Origin of the sequence: Marinobacter caseinilyticus (assembly GCF_011074955.1) — a bacterium.
Classification (GTDB): Bacteria; Pseudomonadota; Gammaproteobacteria; order Pseudomonadales; family Oleiphilaceae; genus Marinobacter; species Marinobacter caseinilyticus.
Map to the genome: position 1 here is coordinate 130,869 of NZ_WUQJ01000013.1, position 14,935 is coordinate 145,803.

General features: G+C 57.9%; 13 protein-coding genes. 6 read left to right on the forward strand and 7 right to left on the reverse strand.

Features of this window, described 5'->3' with window-relative positions; genetic code table 11:
- Positions 1-162: 162 nt before the first annotated feature.
- The gene (locus tag GRX64_RS05930; RefSeq protein WP_166264634.1) at positions 163-1,647 is read left to right on the forward strand and encodes a type II secretion system protein GspD; all 1,485 of its coding nucleotides are present in this window, start codon (positions 163-165) and stop codon (positions 1,645-1,647) included.
- A gap of 100 nt (positions 1,648-1,747) precedes the next feature.
- On the opposite strand, the gene GRX64_RS05935 is transcribed toward GRX64_RS05930, so the two are convergent.
- From GRX64_RS05935 to GRX64_RS05945, 3 genes are all read right to left on the reverse strand, one after another.
- Positions 1,748-2,650 (reverse strand): DUF6544 family protein, encoded by a 903-nt coding sequence (locus GRX64_RS05935; RefSeq protein WP_166264636.1) that lies wholly within the window; start codon positions 2,648-2,650, stop codon positions 1,748-1,750.
- A 191-nt stretch (positions 2,651-2,841) separates the two neighbouring features.
- Positions 2,842-3,180, reverse strand: coding sequence for an antibiotic biosynthesis monooxygenase family protein (locus tag GRX64_RS05940; protein WP_166264638.1), 339 nt, complete (start codon positions 3,178-3,180; stop codon positions 2,842-2,844).
- A 59-nt stretch (positions 3,181-3,239) separates the two neighbouring features.
- Positions 3,240-4,184, reverse strand: coding sequence for a homocysteine S-methyltransferase family protein (locus GRX64_RS05945; RefSeq protein WP_166264640.1), 945 nt, complete (start codon positions 4,182-4,184; stop codon positions 3,240-3,242).
- A gap of 291 nt (positions 4,185-4,475) precedes the next feature.
- On the opposite strand from GRX64_RS05945, the gene GRX64_RS05950 reads away from it, so the two are divergent.
- The 3 genes from GRX64_RS05950 to GRX64_RS05960 all read left to right on the forward strand — a co-directional run bounded on the left by GRX64_RS05950 (position 4,476) and on the right by GRX64_RS05960 (position 8,501).
- Positions 4,476-5,963 carry a pyridoxal-phosphate dependent enzyme gene (locus GRX64_RS05950; protein ID WP_166264642.1) on the forward strand — a complete coding sequence of 496 codons (1,488 nt, stop codon included), beginning with the start codon at positions 4,476-4,478 and terminating at the stop codon, positions 5,961-5,963.
- A gap of 409 nt (positions 5,964-6,372) precedes the next feature.
- Complete coding sequence (locus tag GRX64_RS05955) at positions 6,373-7,443, forward strand: NAD-dependent epimerase/dehydratase family protein (protein WP_166264644.1); 1,071 nt, start codon at positions 6,373-6,375, stop codon at positions 7,441-7,443.
- Between the two features lie 191 nt (positions 7,444-7,634).
- A complete protein-coding gene (locus GRX64_RS05960; protein WP_166264646.1) occupies positions 7,635-8,501 on the forward strand; it encodes an OmpH family outer membrane protein in 867 nt (288 codons plus the stop codon).
- Positions 8,502-8,560: 59 nt separating this feature from the next.
- On the opposite strand, the gene GRX64_RS05965 is transcribed toward GRX64_RS05960, so the two are convergent.
- The 3 genes from GRX64_RS05965 to GRX64_RS05975 all read right to left on the reverse strand — a co-directional run bounded on the left by GRX64_RS05965 (position 8,561) and on the right by GRX64_RS05975 (position 11,634).
- Complete coding sequence (locus tag GRX64_RS05965) at positions 8,561-9,049, reverse strand: GFA family protein (RefSeq protein WP_166264648.1); 489 nt, start codon at positions 9,047-9,049, stop codon at positions 8,561-8,563.
- 254 nt (positions 9,050-9,303) lie between these two features.
- Positions 9,304-10,044: a VWA domain-containing protein gene (locus GRX64_RS05970; RefSeq protein WP_235937535.1), complete on the reverse strand. Its 741-nt coding sequence runs from the start codon at positions 10,042-10,044 to the stop codon at positions 9,304-9,306.
- 3 nt (positions 10,045-10,047) lie between these two features.
- Positions 10,048-11,634 (reverse strand): hypothetical protein, encoded by a 1,587-nt coding sequence (locus tag GRX64_RS05975; protein ID WP_166264650.1) that lies wholly within the window; start codon positions 11,632-11,634, stop codon positions 10,048-10,050.
- A 189-nt stretch (positions 11,635-11,823) separates the two neighbouring features.
- On the opposite strand from GRX64_RS05975, the gene GRX64_RS05980 reads away from it, so the two are divergent.
- Together GRX64_RS05980 and GRX64_RS05985 are read left to right on the forward strand one after the other, a co-directional pair.
- A complete protein-coding gene (locus GRX64_RS05980; RefSeq protein ID WP_166264652.1) occupies positions 11,824-12,639 on the forward strand; it encodes a response regulator transcription factor in 816 nt (271 codons plus the stop codon).
- Entirely contained in the window at positions 12,636-14,294 is a 1,659-nt protein-coding gene (locus GRX64_RS05985) for an ATP-binding protein (RefSeq protein WP_166264654.1), read from the forward strand. The genes GRX64_RS05980 and GRX64_RS05985 overlap by 4 nt, the downstream gene beginning before the upstream one ends.
- A gap of 138 nt (positions 14,295-14,432) precedes the next feature.
- Here the strand turns inward: GRX64_RS05985 and GRX64_RS05990 are convergent, their stop codons facing one another.
- A complete protein-coding gene (locus GRX64_RS05990) occupies positions 14,433-14,711 on the reverse strand; it encodes a hypothetical protein (protein ID WP_166264656.1) in 279 nt (92 codons plus the stop codon).
- Positions 14,712-14,935: the final 224 nt, after the last annotated feature.

Consider the following 14,935-nt stretch of genomic DNA (forward strand, 5'->3'; position numbering starts at 1 on the left):
CTCCGGTCGCCGCGTTCATTGTGGGCAGAAGACGGGGACGGGCGAAGGATCGCCCCCTATCCGGCACAAGTGAAAATAGCTCTTTTGGCTAGTACCCGTAAAAAGGAACTTCCCTAATACTTATAACCAACCATTATTTCCAACCAATAACAGGGCTGCATTTTGACTATTCAAAAGTCCGCAATAACCCTTTCGGCTACTTTGTTTCTCAGTGCATGCTCCAGTCAGCCTGTTTCGGACACCCCGGAATCGATGCCGGTCAGCCCCCAGGTTGAGCTTATTACGGCCGCAAGGGATGCGGCGGCCCAGATGCCGGAAATCGATCCGGTGACAGCCTTTTATTCCGATATTGCAAGCTGCGAGAGTGGCTATTTCCAGTTGCGGGACTTGATGGTCGGTACCCTGGGTGTATCCAACAGCACGCTGCCAACCATCGCGGCATCATTATCTGCTATGGGCTACAACGTGATGGACCTGCAACAGCCCGCTCTGGGCGGCGCAGGCTACACCTGCCAGGATTTGCCAGTCGTCACCATGCTGTCTCAACCCGGTGATATGAAGGTGACCTTCGGAGACACTATTACCAGTGTTCAGGAGTATGGCCAGCAAGCGTCTGGAATGCAGCAGTATGGCCAGCAAATGCCTGGTATGGCTCCCAGCCCCACCAGCCCGGGAGCATCTCCGAACTCTTCGGAGCTGGACCATTTCCTGGTGTATTACCACCCCGACCAGGCCGGCAAGTTCGAAAAACTCCAATGGTTAGTCGCTAACAAACTCGATGCGCCGGCCGCTCAGGTGTACATCGAAACCATGGTACTGGAAGTGCGGGATGAGGACAGCCAGGAATTCGGCGTCGAATTTACCGAAAGCTTCAGAGACCGGACGCTCGGACTGGGCGCCCTTGAAGCGGGCGGTCCGTCGCTGTCGTACATTCGCAGCACACTGCGTGATGCAGAAACGGGGCTGCGCATTTTTAATCCCGGTACAGGCTACCGGGTTGAACTGAAGGCCCTCATCGAGGAGGGCAAAGCGGAGGTGCTGTCTCGCCCTAGCGTGTTGGCCATCAGTAACCGCCAGGCACTGATCCAGATCGTCGACGTCATCCAGACACCCATTGTCTCCAGTACGCTGACTGAATTTGGTGGGCTGCAAATCAGCTCTTACACGTTTGAACCGCTGCCCATCGGCATCACTCTCAATCTCAAACCCAGGGTATCGGCTGATCGCAAATGGTTGACCCTGGAGATTGACGCAACCGTAGACGCCGAAGATGACGAAAATTCAGGTGCCGTATTTGCGGATTCGGATGACGGCCAAGTCCTGCTGGCCGAGAAACAGGGGTCAAACAGCAAAAAAGTACGGACCTTCGCACGAGTTCCTGACCGGACACCCATCATCATTGGCGGACTGGTTGGCAAGAACAGTGAACAGGTCGAGCGTAAGATTCCCTTCCTGGGCGACATTCCCTACCTGGGCAAGCTGTTCACCTCCATAGACGACGAATATCAGAAGCGCGAGATTATCATCGTGCTGACGCCTTACATTCTGGCGGAAGAAGCCACCGGCATTCGCAGCAACCAGCCCGGTCAAACGGTAAGAGAAAAATCCGACGATTCCCTCCTATTCGAATCCGACGACAACTACTGATCATCTGCGGGTCAGGTAGCTCCCACACTAGGGCTTCCTGACCCGAATGCGTCCCGCCAGCGCTCGCAAAGCATGAACACACAATGCCCAGTCGGAATGGCTACCAGAAAATTCCATTTCGGCGCTTCATCTCGGGCGGTCCTGCGTTTTGCTTCATTACTCTATCGGCAAGGGGAAAGGTCACTGCGGTCACCCTGGCGATAAAAAAAGGAAAATAGTCGGGTGTACCGAACCCATTCCCGGCTTTCACCCGTGTCGGTAACCGGAAGCCGCTGAACTCCTGATACCCCGACGCAAATCCGACAAAGGGCTGGCGGCGGTACATTTTCTGTGGATTGGCGCTGCTCCAACGGGCAAAACAGATCTGCGTGAGTGCGCCATCGGCGGCGACCGTAACATCAACCGCCTGCCTCAGGCCATTATGCTCGATGAGAACTCTCGCTGTGCTGGCATCAACCGGCAGCCAGCGGACACCGGCTCCAGGCAACAGCGCTGCCGGGGTCCAGAACACCGCTTCCGCCACATAACGTCCGAATGCAGATCGTCGGTGATCCACGTCGTCCCCCAAACGTGTTACCGGCAAAAACCCCATCAGCCAGAACCGTGTCCAGTGCTCGCTGTCCGAGCCGGAGAGGCAAATCAACCCACGGCCTGCCCGCATCTTCCAGATAAAACCGGTTGGCATTGCCAGAGTTTCGCGCGCGGTCATGTTCAGATAGCCGGGCTTGCTGCGGGTGCCCAACCCGAAATGCCCTGTCATAGTGATCCGGGCCACCGTGTACAGAGGCGTTCCCGGAGCGATGCAGTGTAAAAAGTAGCGACGTGCCGGAGCCGGCAGTTGGCTGACCATGGACGGATGGAAGCACAGCGGGCTTTGGGGCTGCATCGCGGCTAACCGATTCATGGCTAACCGGTCGGCCCGGTGATCGGTCTGGCGCCACACCCACAGCGCCACCAATGTACCGGCCGCCGCCAACCACATGACGATAAAAAAGGTTGTCATAAAACGGTGCTCCGTAGAGACCATTCAGCCCCGGATGAACACACCTGCATTTAGCACTATACAATTGCGAAACGACTGAAACAGCGGCCTCCCGTCAGGCCGGATTGATGTCAGTGCGAACGACGACTCCGCGGCAAACAAATCAGAGTGCTCATATCACGCCCTGTTATGGTGATACCCCGGCATCACACTCAGGGGACGGTGCCCGCCAATCCTTGAATTCCGCCGGGGGCGACAACCCACTCCGGCTCTTCGAACTCACCCAACGGGTGAACCTCACAGTACGGTGCCGCACTGCGAATGATGCTGGCGATGGTGGGATTGTGCTGTGCCTCCATCGCGTCCCGGCTGGCCTTGCTGTCCCACTGCGCGATGGCGATCAGCGTTCTGGGATCTCCTATTTTCCGATGCAGAGCCGTACCGCGCGCACCTGGCGCACGTTGGATCAGTTCGCTGGCACGCACCCAGGCATTCGCATACTCTTCAACGCTGCACCCTTCGTGGATATACACTTCGAAGATGTATTTCATCGCCGCTTTCCTCTGGCCTGATCACAAAACGATCCACTACCGGCGCTGTATACCGATGATTACGCTGCCAGTACGGTCTGAAAAATCGCCTCGACATGCCGGTGGTTGGTCCCGCAACACCCGCCAAGCACATTGAGTTGGGGCAGTCGGTTGCGCAGATCGCCATATTGCCGGGCCAGTTCATCCGGATCACCTTCATCCAGCTCCTCGGCCTCGTCCAGTTCGGCATGGCTCTTGGTGGATGCATTCGCCCGCAGGCCATGAATTCTGGCAACCCAGGACGCATCCGGCTCCAGCACATCGGCAAAATGGGTAGGGTGGGCGCAGTTGATCATGTAATAGACCGGCGCCCTGTCAGTGGCGGCATCGACTTGTTCAATGGCTTGCCTGAGTGTCTGCCCGCTGGGTAGTTTGCCGTCGATTTCGACGGTGAAGGACAGGACAACCGGCACACCAAGCGCCTTTGCCGCCCGCGCGATACCGATGGCTTCATCGACATACGTCATGGTGATTGCCGTCACCAGGTCGGCGCCCGCATCACGGAAGGCCATCACCTGCGGAGCATGGTAGTTCTCTGCGGTGGTTGCGGTCATGAAATCCACCGGGTTGTAGCCATCGCCCCGCGGCCCGATACAGCCGCTGATAATGATGGGTGTCTGCGCCGTTTCGTAGCTCTGCCGCACTTCTTGCAGCATGGCAACGGCCCGACGATTGACCTCTGCCAGCGTCTCCGGGGTATAGCCGAGCTTTGCGCCCCAGTCTGCGTTGGCGCGCCAGGTGGCACTTTCGAGAATACAGCCTACGCCGTACTGTTTGGCCAGTGCTGCGTAGGTGCTGAAATAATTCCGCAAGGCCGCCTCTCCTGCTGGTGTTTTCAGCAGGTCGAACGCTGCGAAATACGGTAATTCAAGACCTTCATGGAAGATAAGCGTCGTTTCAATGCCGCCATCGGTCAAAAACACATCACCCGAAAGTTGCGGCAACGCTTTGCGATAAGTTGCCATGTCATCCCTCTGCGTCTTTGGGTGGAGGAGTATCCATACTGCCCTTAGAAAGTATCGGCCTGTTTTGTCCTTCGATAAAAGAACTTGAAGTAGTAAACGCAACCGGTCTTCTTCCAGTCTGTTCTGAGCATCCTACCGAGGCACTTTTTATCGCTACAAAAGCGTTGTATCGCCAGCATCGGCGAGACGCTCAGTCAATCCGGGTGCGCTATAATAAAAAAGTCCCTGGCGTACCTCCAACCAGGATAGGGCGACCCGACACGGCTGTGTTTGTGTATAAGGAGGACCATTATGGGTACGCGATACAACAGCATTCTGGATACCATCGGCCACACCCCAACGGTGCGTATTAATAACCTTGGCCCGAAAGGCATTAACCTGTTCGTCAAAATTGAGGCGTTCAACCCCATGGGCTCGGTCAAAGACCGTCTTGCCCTGGGCGTGATCGAAGATGCTGAACGCCGGGGTGAGCTTCAGCCTGGACAGACCGTCATCGAAGCCACCAGCGGCAATACCGGTATTGGGCTCGCCATGGTGTGTGCCCAAAAAGGGTACCCACTGGTGGTGACCATGGCGGAAAACTTCAGTGTCGAGCGGCGTAAACTGATGCGTTTTCTGGGGGCCAAGGTGATACTGACCCCGGCAGCCCTGAAAGGCTCCGGCATGGTGGCCAAAGCCGAGGAACTGGCTGAGGCCAATGGCTGGTGGCTTGCCCGGCAGTTCGAAAACCCGGCCAACGCCGCCATGCACGAAAAAACCACCGCAGTGGAAATTCTGGACGACTTCGCCGACGTCAAGTTGAACTACTGGGTCACGGGCTTTGGCACCGCCGGCACACTTAACGGCGTGTCCCGCGTCTTGAAGCGCCAAAGTCCGACCACCCGCATCGTGGTGTGTGAGCCAGACAACTCGGCCATTCTGGCCAGTGGCATCCCCCAGCCACGAAATGCCGCTGGCAACCATTCCGAAAGTCATCCAATGTTCCGGCCCCACTTGATGCAGGGCTGGTCACCGGATTTTGTGCCCAAGCTGGCCGAGGAAGTATTGCAGGCTCATGCCATTGACGAGTTCTTGCCCATTAATGGGAACGATGCCCTGAAATGCGCCCGTGATCTTGCCCGGCGGGAAGGGATCTTTGTTGGCATCTCCGCTGGTGCGACCTTTGCCGGGGCGCTGCAGATCGCCGAAAATGCCCCGGAGGGATCTCACATTCTATGCATGCTGCCGGATACCGGCGAACGCTATCTGACCACCCCGCTGTTCGATGACGTACCGGTGGAAATGACCGAAGAAGAAATGGCGTTGTCTCGCTCTACGCCTGGCTATCGGTTTGATATCACCGGGCCCCAGGCCCCCACCGCCTCAAGCGAGCCGGTCGACCTGGACCCGGCCGCCGTAGCGGAGGTCGACGCGTTAATCAGCGATCCGGACAACCCAGTGGTGATGTTCGCGCTGGAGTGGTGCGAATTCTGCTGGTCGGTCCGCAAGGTATTCAAGGAGTATGGCATCCCCTATATGTCAGTTGATCTCGATTCGGTGGCCTATCAGCAAGACAACAGAGGCGGTCTCATCCGCGCTGCGCTAAAAGAAAAAACCGGATGGGTTACTTTGCCGCAGATCTTCATAAACGGTGAGTTCGTAGGAGGCTGCACCGATGTGTTCGACCAGATCAAAGACGGCACGCTCATGCCCCGTTTGCAGCGTCAGAACATTGGGTTCAACCCGGCGGTCCATGTCGACCCCTACAGCTTGCTGCCAGGTTGGCTGCACCCCCGTTAACCCACGACAACACTCATTCAAAGGGGGCTTGCCGCCCCCTTTTTTTGTTCATCCGCTTGACCGGGATAAACCTAGCGACCTCCGGTACAAACGCCAGCATCCGCCGACAAATGGTTGTTGGTAACCGACGTTTGTGGTTCCAGGTCAATCCGCGATGAACGTTTAATGACTGGATGGCGTTGCGACGGGCCTGCAGTGCCGCACCCGGGTTCCTGGCATTTGGCACTCCCGTTCAATACTGCGGCGCCGTGTGCGAGTGTTTTTTTGGCCGTTCAGGGCTAACATGCGGGGAGCGGATGCACAGCAACGGCTGCGCTGGGTTAAAAAACTCATCAGGACCAGGCCTGTCAAGGGCGGCACATGAACGCCCGAGCCAGTCTCTCGCATGGACCACAGAGGTACAATGAACATGAGCACACTGGATACGACATCACCCGTCATGGTGACCGGCGCGACCGGCTACGTTGCCGGCTGGCTGGTCAAGAAACTGCTTGAAGAAGGCTTCACCGTACACGCAGCCGTGCGGGACCCAGCCAACAAGAACAAGGTTCAGCATCTGGATGCCATTGCCCAGACGGCGCCCGGCACGATTCGGTATTTTAAAGCCGACCTTCTGGACAATGGCTCCTACGCCGAGGCTATGGCTGGCTGCGGCGTGGTGTTTCACACCGCATCACCGTTCATTGTTGAGTTTTCTGACCCCCAGACCGAGCTGGTGGACCCCGCCAAGCTGGGCACCCGCAATGTGCTGGAACAGGCCAATCAAACGCCTTCGGTAGAACGTGTCGTTCTGACCAGCAGTTGCGCCGCGATCTACGGCGACAATGTCGACCAGGAACAGACCCCTGAGGGCGTGTTTACCGAAGAGGTCTGGAATACCTCATCAAATCTACAGCACAACCCCTACGCCTATTCCAAAACCGTCGCGGAAAAAGAAGCCTGGGCGATTAACGAAGGCCAGCAACGCTGGCAACTGGTGGTCATCAATCCGTCGCTGGTCGTCGGGCCGGGGCTCAACCCCCACGCCACATCGGCCAGTTTCGATCTGGTGCGCCAACTCGGCGACGGCACCATGAAAGCGGGCGTTCCCCACTGGGGCATGGGCGCCGTCGACGTCCGGGACCTGGCCGAGGCGCATTTCCGGGCCGCCTTTAACCCTGACGCCAAGGGTCGGCACATTGTCAGCGCACACAACACCAGTTTTCAGGCGATGGCTGCCACCCTGCTCGATACCTACGGAAACAGCTACCCGTTACCGCGCAGGACATTGCCTAAATGGCTGCTCTGGCTGGTTGGCCCACTGGCCAATAAGGCGTTTACCCGCCCACTGATCGCCCGCAACGTCGGCTATGACTGGACGGCGGATAACCGCAAGAGCCTCCGGGATCTGGACATGCAGTACCGCTCACTGTCCGAGTCCATGCATGACATGTTTCAGCAGTTGATCGACAGCGGTCAATTGAAACCCGCGAAAAAATAACCACACCCGCCCGAGCCTGGCGCAATGCCGCCAGGCTCGGGCGGGTGGCATGTTTGTTCGGGTGCCACCACGCCAACTGCTCCCTGGGTGGCCTCCGGCAATCATTAACAATCAGTAGTGTAAGCCACGCGTCACCCTCGATAGACTAGTGCCCTGTCTTGCACTGTGTACCATCCTACGAGATCCCTTTTATGAGTCGCATTTTTCGCTATCCCCTTGCGCTGATCACCGTGTTAGTGCTCTCCGCCTGTACCGGACCGGAAACGCCGCAGGAGGTCACCGAGGCTTTCTGGCACTCGGTCATTGAAAACGATGCCGGTGACGCAACTGAATTGTCGACCCTGACCGACGAGGCCGACTTTGATGGTTTCGCCCGTGACTGGCAGGACGTGACGGTTTCCTGGGGACGTGTGGTCATTGATGGTGACGAGGCCAGCATCGTAACAACGCTCGACGGACTGGGCGATGGCGATGGCGATGGCGACCGTGACCCCGTGCAAACCGCCACCTATCTGACCCGGCAGAATCAGCAGTGGCTGGTGGATCACCGCCGCACAGGTGACGCCCTTGCAGACCGCCCGATGTTTGACCAGGTTATGCGGCAACTGGGTGATCTGGGTGATAAATTTCGGGCCCGGTTCTCGGAATCCTCAGACGATGCTGCCCGGGAAATGGAGCGCATGGCAGAAGAACTCGAGCGCAAAATGACGGCCGCTGACCAGCAGTTCTCACGCACCATGGAAGCCTTTGGTGAACAACTGGAAAAAGCACTCGACGAACTGTCCCAGTCCATTGAAGACGCACTGAAAGACCAACCCTCGGCATCACCGGATGACCGCCGCACGCTCAACCAGGCGGTGATCCGTCTGGATCAGAACCGTGAGCAACTGGGGGACGAGACCGACCTGCGATCCATCTCCCAGGGCAGCAAGGCACTGGCAGAAACCCAGCTGTCCCTGAACTCGGTGGGGCGGGAATTCGAAGACTATAAAATACAGTGGCAACGACAGATGCGCCGCATTGAGAAAGACATGGCCCGGTTCATGGACGAGCTATAACGCCTGCATCGCGGTTTACCAACGATGACCGCCCCGGTGCCATGCACCATCATCGGCGGTCACTCTGCAAGCGCACGCTTGTATCTCAACACACTGGCTTCCGGCCAGTACTGGCTGCGCCGATAGTAAGCCTCCACCACGGGAATCCCGGTACTCAGCGTTACCCAGTGCTGTTTTGAAGCGGTGTAAATCTGGATATCCGGAGGGCATACGTCGGGGTTGTCCAGCGTACCGACTCGCAGAAAACTGACCCGATCACCGGCCGCACCGTAATGGCTCCACAATGCCGTATAGCAGGTACCGCACCGAACAACCTGCTGCCCTTTCCCGCTATTGGAAGGCAAGCAGGTTGTGACGGTTGCGCCCGTGAGCAACTTGATACACTCCGGTTCCACCATCGCATTGATTGCAAAGGCCGAGCCGGTTTCTCTCTGGCACCTGCTGCAATGGCAGCAATGCACAAACATGGGTGCCATCAGCAGGCGGTAGCGAACCTCTCCACAGGCGCAGGCGCCCTCGGCAGGAAATGTCTGTCCGTTGTCTGACATCGCAGGCTCCTCGTTTTTTCGAGACCCGGTTATCGGTTTCCCCAACAGGCTTACGCTGGCTTGGCCGCCGATTTTTTTCCAGCGGCCCTTCTAAAAATACCCCCGCCCGCCAGCGGCCGTTACTGATTTTTTAGCCAGTGGTGCAACACTGGCCGGTGCTCCCCTGAGGTCGCCGTCGCCAGTGCGCGGTCCCGTAAAAAAGGCCCCCAAATTGGCGGGCCCATTTCAGCCATGGCGAGATGCGACACACTGCATTAGCGGACGGCGACGGTTCGCTCAAGCTCGGCCATGTCGTGCACCAGTTGCCAGCGCCCGCCACTCTGTTCCACCTGCTGTTGCCAGGACGCCAACCGCTGATGGTACGAAGCCGGATCGTTATTATCGCTGACCTGACGCTTGACATTGATCGCGACGACCTCGACACCCTTGAGGTTCACGGCCATGTCTCGCTTCAGCCGGGGCGGCAAATCCTCATGCAGGTCCGACAGGATGAACAACTGCTTGTCGGTGGCGTCCATGCCCGCCAGGTAGTCCGACGCCAACAACACACCACCGGTGATATCGCTGTGGTAGCTGGGTTGGCGAAATTTGTCGACGAAGGTGTTCATCTCAGCCTGGAACGCCCGTTTCTGCTGATTGGCGACACTGGGACGAAAATCAAAGGTCTCCTGTGCGATGATGTTACGCTCGGTGAAACTGCTGTTGTCGATGAAAGCGATGGCCAGTGAATCACCGCTGTTGAGCCGGGTTAGCAGGTAGTGGGTCAGGCGCTTGGCCTTATCCAGTTCAACCGCATAATCCCTGGAGATATCCACCAGCACAAACGCGGCCCGGCTGTAATTCGCGGCTTCTCCGCAGCCCGCCATCATCAGGCTCAAGACCATGGCGACCGCGAAACGCATCTGAACGGAGCAAAAACGAATCGTCTTGTTGGTCCGGGCAGTCGTCTGAATTGTCGTCTGAGTAGCTGCCTGAAAAGTAGTTTGGGTAGTCATGGCTCACGCCTCCCCTGTGGTCAGTGGCATCTCGGTTCCGAACGATTCCTCGTCGGTTTTCTTGCTGTTACGGGCTTTACGCACCGGCTTTGGCGTTTTGCGCTCTGCGCTAGGCTCTGCCATCGCCTCGGGCTCGTCGTAAGCGGCCACCGCTTGCGGATCAGCGGATCCGGCCGGCGCCGCGACGGCCCCTGATGCACGAGCCTCCCGATGATGCAGAACCATGCGCTCCAGACTCAGCGGCACCATAATGAAAACGTCGTACAGGTTGACCAGAATTTTACTGAGGTGGTTGGAGAAGCCACCAATCAGGCGCAGCACCACCCGGATCGTGCGCAACACACCCAGAGCCACCAGCCCCATCACCGTGCGCAGTGAATGCACAAAAGACTCCAGCGGAATACCCACAAATGCGAGCGCAAAGGGCAGGATGAAGCCAAGCAGCATCTGACCAATGGACGGTACCCAACGGAACTTCGCCTCACCGGTAGCGGTTCCGGCCAGCGACTGCTGCAGGGCTTCGGTGTCCAGGGCGAGCAGGTCCCGCATGTACGCCAATGAGGATTCGATACTGGCAAAGATCACCAGAATGGTGAACGCGGCGATCGCCATGCGCTTGCGCATGCGGTCGTCCAGGCTGGTGATGACCGGGAACAGTCGGGTCACCTGCAACGCTTCGAGCAAGAACAGGCCCATGGCAATTTCCACCAGAATGATCACCATGGCGGCAATGTCAGAGGTACGCACAGACCCGATATAGCTGGACCCACCGACCATCTCTGCCATCGGCATGGATATTAGGTGGAAGTTGATGATGCCGCCGAATACCGCGATCGCCAACACCAGGCTGGCAATGAAAAACTGCGTCAGTGAGGACGACGTCAGCGCGTTGATCGCCTTGTCTTCCGCCTTGCGCATGCTTTCGTAGTCCGCCATCTGGTTGTCGATCTTGCGCGCCCGGTCCTCCAGACCGGTAATGGTCTGCTGCACTGTCTTCATGGTGCTGCTGAGCGTGCGCCACTCCGGCTGCATGCCTTTCAGGATGCCGTGCCGTTCGTTGGTGTCCTGCTGGTATGCCTTCAGAGTCTGGTCGTGGGAGTCTTCCACCACTTCCTTGATGTTCTCGAGGATACTGGCGACGGCCGGATCGCCGGACTTGGGCAGGGCTGAGATGGTTTCCAGTACTTCCTGCCACGCCGGCGGCAGCGGCGCATTATCGATGGACTCGTGGTAATCCCCCTCGATCTTCTTGAGGGTGTCGGCAAGCCGGCGGTGCAATACCGGGTATTGACTCAGATCCCGCTCTACGATGGTATTAACGCGATTGAATTCGCGCTCGATGGTTTTTTCCGTGGCTTCACGGCCCATTGCCAGCAACACGTCGTGGTTGCGGGCGATCACCCGTTCTTCCAGTCGGCGGATACTGACCCCCGCAACCCGTAAGGTGGCGTAGATGGCGCGCCCGGAACTGCGCAGCAGTTGATGCGCATGGGGGCGCCCGGCATAAAGCAGCGTGATGGCAATCACCAGCCAGGTCGCCAGCGACAACGCCGGAGAGTCGGACCAGATGGTGAGCAGTTCATTGAACATGGGGAGTACCTCGCTTGTGTTCTCGTGTTTTGACACCCCCATCGTCAATCAAGCCGGTGAAAAATCTGTGAGTAAAAAACGGTCTGTCCAGAAGTTTTGTAGCTTTCTGTAGCACCGGGACGAGCACCACAGCACGACTTGCTAAACTGGTGTCATCATTTACAACGCTAACTCGACAAGGCATGGCGCATGGCCAACATCCTTTGGGTTGAAGATCAGTCTCACTGGATCGACAAATTCAAACCGGTACTGGAAGCCACAGACTTCGACCATCACCCGACCCAGGTACAGGTTTTCCAGTTTGCGGAAGCCGCGTGCCAGCATATTCGTCTGGCCGAGCCCCAGACACCGCCCGACCTGGCGCTGCTGGATGCCAACATGAACGGCAACGACGCGGCGGGCTTTTCGGTGTCTCGGGCGCTGCAGCGCAAATGGCCGGATTTGCCCATCATCTATCTGTCCGAGCACAGCGGCACCGACATTGAGCAGGAAGCCTTTGAAACCACGGGCGCCCAGGACTTCATTGCCAAGCACCAGCGCAATATCGAGTCAGTGCTGTGCTGGCGCATCAAGGCCCGCCTGCGCCAGCAAAGCCTGAGTCAGGCCGGACAATCACAGACCGGCGATGTCCTGAAAAGCGGCGAACTGATGCTCGACACCACCACCTGGGAAGCCTATTGGCGGGGCCAGAAACTGATGAACCCCAGCAACACCAAGCGGCCCCTGCCCCCGACACCGCGTAAAATCCTGCGTTACCTGCTGGAGGCATCGCCACGCCCACTCAGCACCGGGCAGATTGCCGACAAGCTGGACGCCGACCTGGAGCGATTCTCCTACGCCAACTACCGCCAGCACATCCGAACCCTGCGGCTGTCAATCGATCAGGCCATGGGTGGCAAGGGGCACTTTGTGAGCCAGTGCAAACAGGGCGCGGGCATTGTGACCTTCGGTGATGAAGGTGCTTACAGCTGGAAACCCCTCGGAGAGACCCAGACCCAATCATGAAAGCCTCCAAACCCGTTGCCGACACCAGCACTATGACCGAGCAGCCCAATGACCGTGTCCAGACCATTACCTTCCCCTGGCTGGGAATGGTGGCCGGTTTAGGCCTGGTCGCCTTCCTGCTGCTCCAGACCGATCCTTTGCTGCGCAGCTACTATCCCGTTCCCGACCAGTGGCTGCGCCCGGAATTCAATACCGCCGCCCTCGGCCTGTTGATCCTGCTTATCTGCATGGACCTGCGCCGGTATCACCGTCAGTTCGTGCGTCAGCAAGCGGACGTGCAACGATTGCGGCGCCGGGTCAACGAAATCTGGGATAGCAAAAAGCACCTGCAACGCAAGGCGCACACCTATTCCGACCATGCCGACAAGCTCAAGCGTTTTATCAGCGACAAGCTGTTGGACTACATTGAATACGACGAGAAGTTTCTGCATTTCAAGAGCATCGCCGCCGAGGTCCGTCACAACGGCGTGATCAGCTTCGACAAAGTGCAAACCGCCCTGCAACAGGCGCAGCAGTCTGCCCGGTCCGAAGGCTCCACCCTCGAACCCGGGAAAATTGATGCCGCACTTGAGGCCATGCGCTATCTGTGGGACCTGCTGGACCTGTCGACGGCTGACAATCTGGCCCTGCATATCGGTAATCTGCTGTGTGAGTGTGAGGAACACTATTATCAGCAGGTGCTCAACAGCGATGCCACCGGCTCACAGCCATATCAGGCGGTCTATGCGCCGCAAACGGCCGCTTTGCGGGCGCTGGTTCAGGTCTCCCCGGATGCCCTGCCGGTGTCTGAAAATGCCGGTGACTACACCCATATCGATGCGCAATGGTGCGTCCGGCTTGCCCCCGTGGGCGAATTGCTCGGCAACGAAAACCACTTGATCCTGATGTTGGAAAACCTGCTGAAAAACGCCCAGTTCTTCTCCCGCAAACGCGGCTTTAGTAGTCCCTTTGCCCCTGTTGCGCTGACCCTGACGGAATACCAGGGCCAGGCGTGCTTCCGGATCTATAACCGGGGCCCACACCTGCGGGATGAGGACCGCCAGAACCTGTTCCAGCTCGGGTTCTCTACCCGCCGGGTACGGGAACACCATGGCCGCGGCCTGGGCCTGTATTTCGTCAATGAAATCGTTAAAGGCTATGAAGGCCAGATTTCAGTGCACAACATCGACACCCCCGAAACCCAGTATGCGGTCCGCATTCAGCTTGAAAACGACGAGGTCATGACCGAGCGGGTGGACATCGTACTGCAGGACGGCAAACCCCAGTGCCGGTTGCCCGGCGGCGAATGGGACAAAGCCCTGGAGTGGGCGTTTAAATCCCCCGTGCGCAGCGTCGAGGTGACCACCACCGGCGACAACGTCAGCGAGCGCACCCAACGCATCGACGGTTTCGATAACAAAGGCAAACAGCACCGCTTTGACCCCGGTCAACCTGAACGCCCGCGCTGGCGCCTGACCTATCAACCCAAACGCGGCGGCCACAAACTCGGCTTTGAGCCATTGGATATCAACGGCGTTGAATTTGAAATTCGCCTACCCACCGCGCAGTACCGGCTGGACAGCAGCGAAATGGCGATGGATGGAGAATTCGACGCGGAAGTGGAACGGCTGGACGCCCATTTTCGGGCCCAGTCACCGGATGATTCACGGTATTGATTGAATGGAACAGTTGTGGCGCACGGGACGCAGTGGGATTAAGACCGCCGGCAGGACCGATACTTCCAGCTATTTTGCGGGCAGGCCAGCCTCCGTGGCAATAAACGACGGCTGCGGATTTCCCGGCTCCGCTGAAACCTACCGATCGCCCCAAATCCGCGACACGGCCTTGTCCGAACCCACTGTGCCCACCGTCAGAGAGACAAACGCGACGACTGAAAATATCACCGCCGGGATAAGGGCGCCAAGCTCTCCGGTGTAAATCAAGCCCGCAACCGAAATGGAGGACAGGACCAGAAACAGCACACCGACAACGATCAGGATAGCTCGATACGACTTCTTGTAATTTGGCCCAATTTCCCCGTTTTCAAAGTGTTTGAGAATAGGCCATAAAATCTTCCGTATTGCCTGCTTCATAAAACTTTCATCCTTCTTCGTCGCACTGTATCTGGTCCAGTTAAAGGGTGTGTGACGATGGTATGACCTACCGCCACGCTCATTGAGTCCTCATTATGCCTTCATGAGCGCCACAGGTAATCAGTAGAGCCGGAGTTTCGGACGCTGGCATCCTGGTGTTCGCTTCCAGGCCGTCACCAACACAGCCAACCGGAACCTGGCCGGACGCCGTGAGCGATGGCCGG

What these genes read in the sequence shown, in the direction of transcription:
- GRX64_RS05960 (WP_166264646.1), top strand. Translation starts at nt 7,635, where the DNA reads ATGAGTCGCATTTTTCGCTATCCCCTTGCGCTGATCACCGTGTTAGTG.
- GRX64_RS05975 (WP_166264650.1), bottom strand. Translation starts at nt 11,634, where the DNA reads ATGTTCAATGAACTGCTCACCATCTGGTCCGACTCTCCGGCGTTGTCG.
- GRX64_RS05950 (WP_166264642.1), top strand. Translation starts at nt 4,476, where the DNA reads ATGGGTACGCGATACAACAGCATTCTGGATACCATCGGCCACACCCCA.
- GRX64_RS05955 (WP_166264644.1), top strand. Translation starts at nt 6,373, where the DNA reads ATGAGCACACTGGATACGACATCACCCGTCATGGTGACCGGCGCGACC.
- GRX64_RS05990 (WP_166264656.1), bottom strand. Translation starts at nt 14,711, where the DNA reads ATGAAGCAGGCAATACGGAAGATTTTATGGCCTATTCTCAAACACTTT.
- GRX64_RS05980 (WP_166264652.1), top strand. Translation starts at nt 11,824, where the DNA reads ATGGCCAACATCCTTTGGGTTGAAGATCAGTCTCACTGGATCGACAAA.
- GRX64_RS05985 (WP_166264654.1), top strand. Translation starts at nt 12,636, where the DNA reads ATGAAAGCCTCCAAACCCGTTGCCGACACCAGCACTATGACCGAGCAG.
- GRX64_RS05965 (WP_166264648.1), bottom strand. Translation starts at nt 9,049, where the DNA reads ATGTCAGACAACGGACAGACATTTCCTGCCGAGGGCGCCTGCGCCTGT.
- GRX64_RS05935 (WP_166264636.1), bottom strand. Translation starts at nt 2,650, where the DNA reads ATGACAACCTTTTTTATCGTCATGTGGTTGGCGGCGGCCGGTACATTG.
- GRX64_RS05940 (WP_166264638.1), bottom strand. Translation starts at nt 3,180, where the DNA reads ATGAAATACATCTTCGAAGTGTATATCCACGAAGGGTGCAGCGTTGAA.
- GRX64_RS05945 (WP_166264640.1), bottom strand. Translation starts at nt 4,184, where the DNA reads ATGGCAACTTATCGCAAAGCGTTGCCGCAACTTTCGGGTGATGTGTTT.
- GRX64_RS05970 (WP_235937535.1), bottom strand. Translation starts at nt 10,044, where the DNA reads ATGACTACCCAAACTACTTTTCAGGCAGCTACTCAGACGACAATTCAG.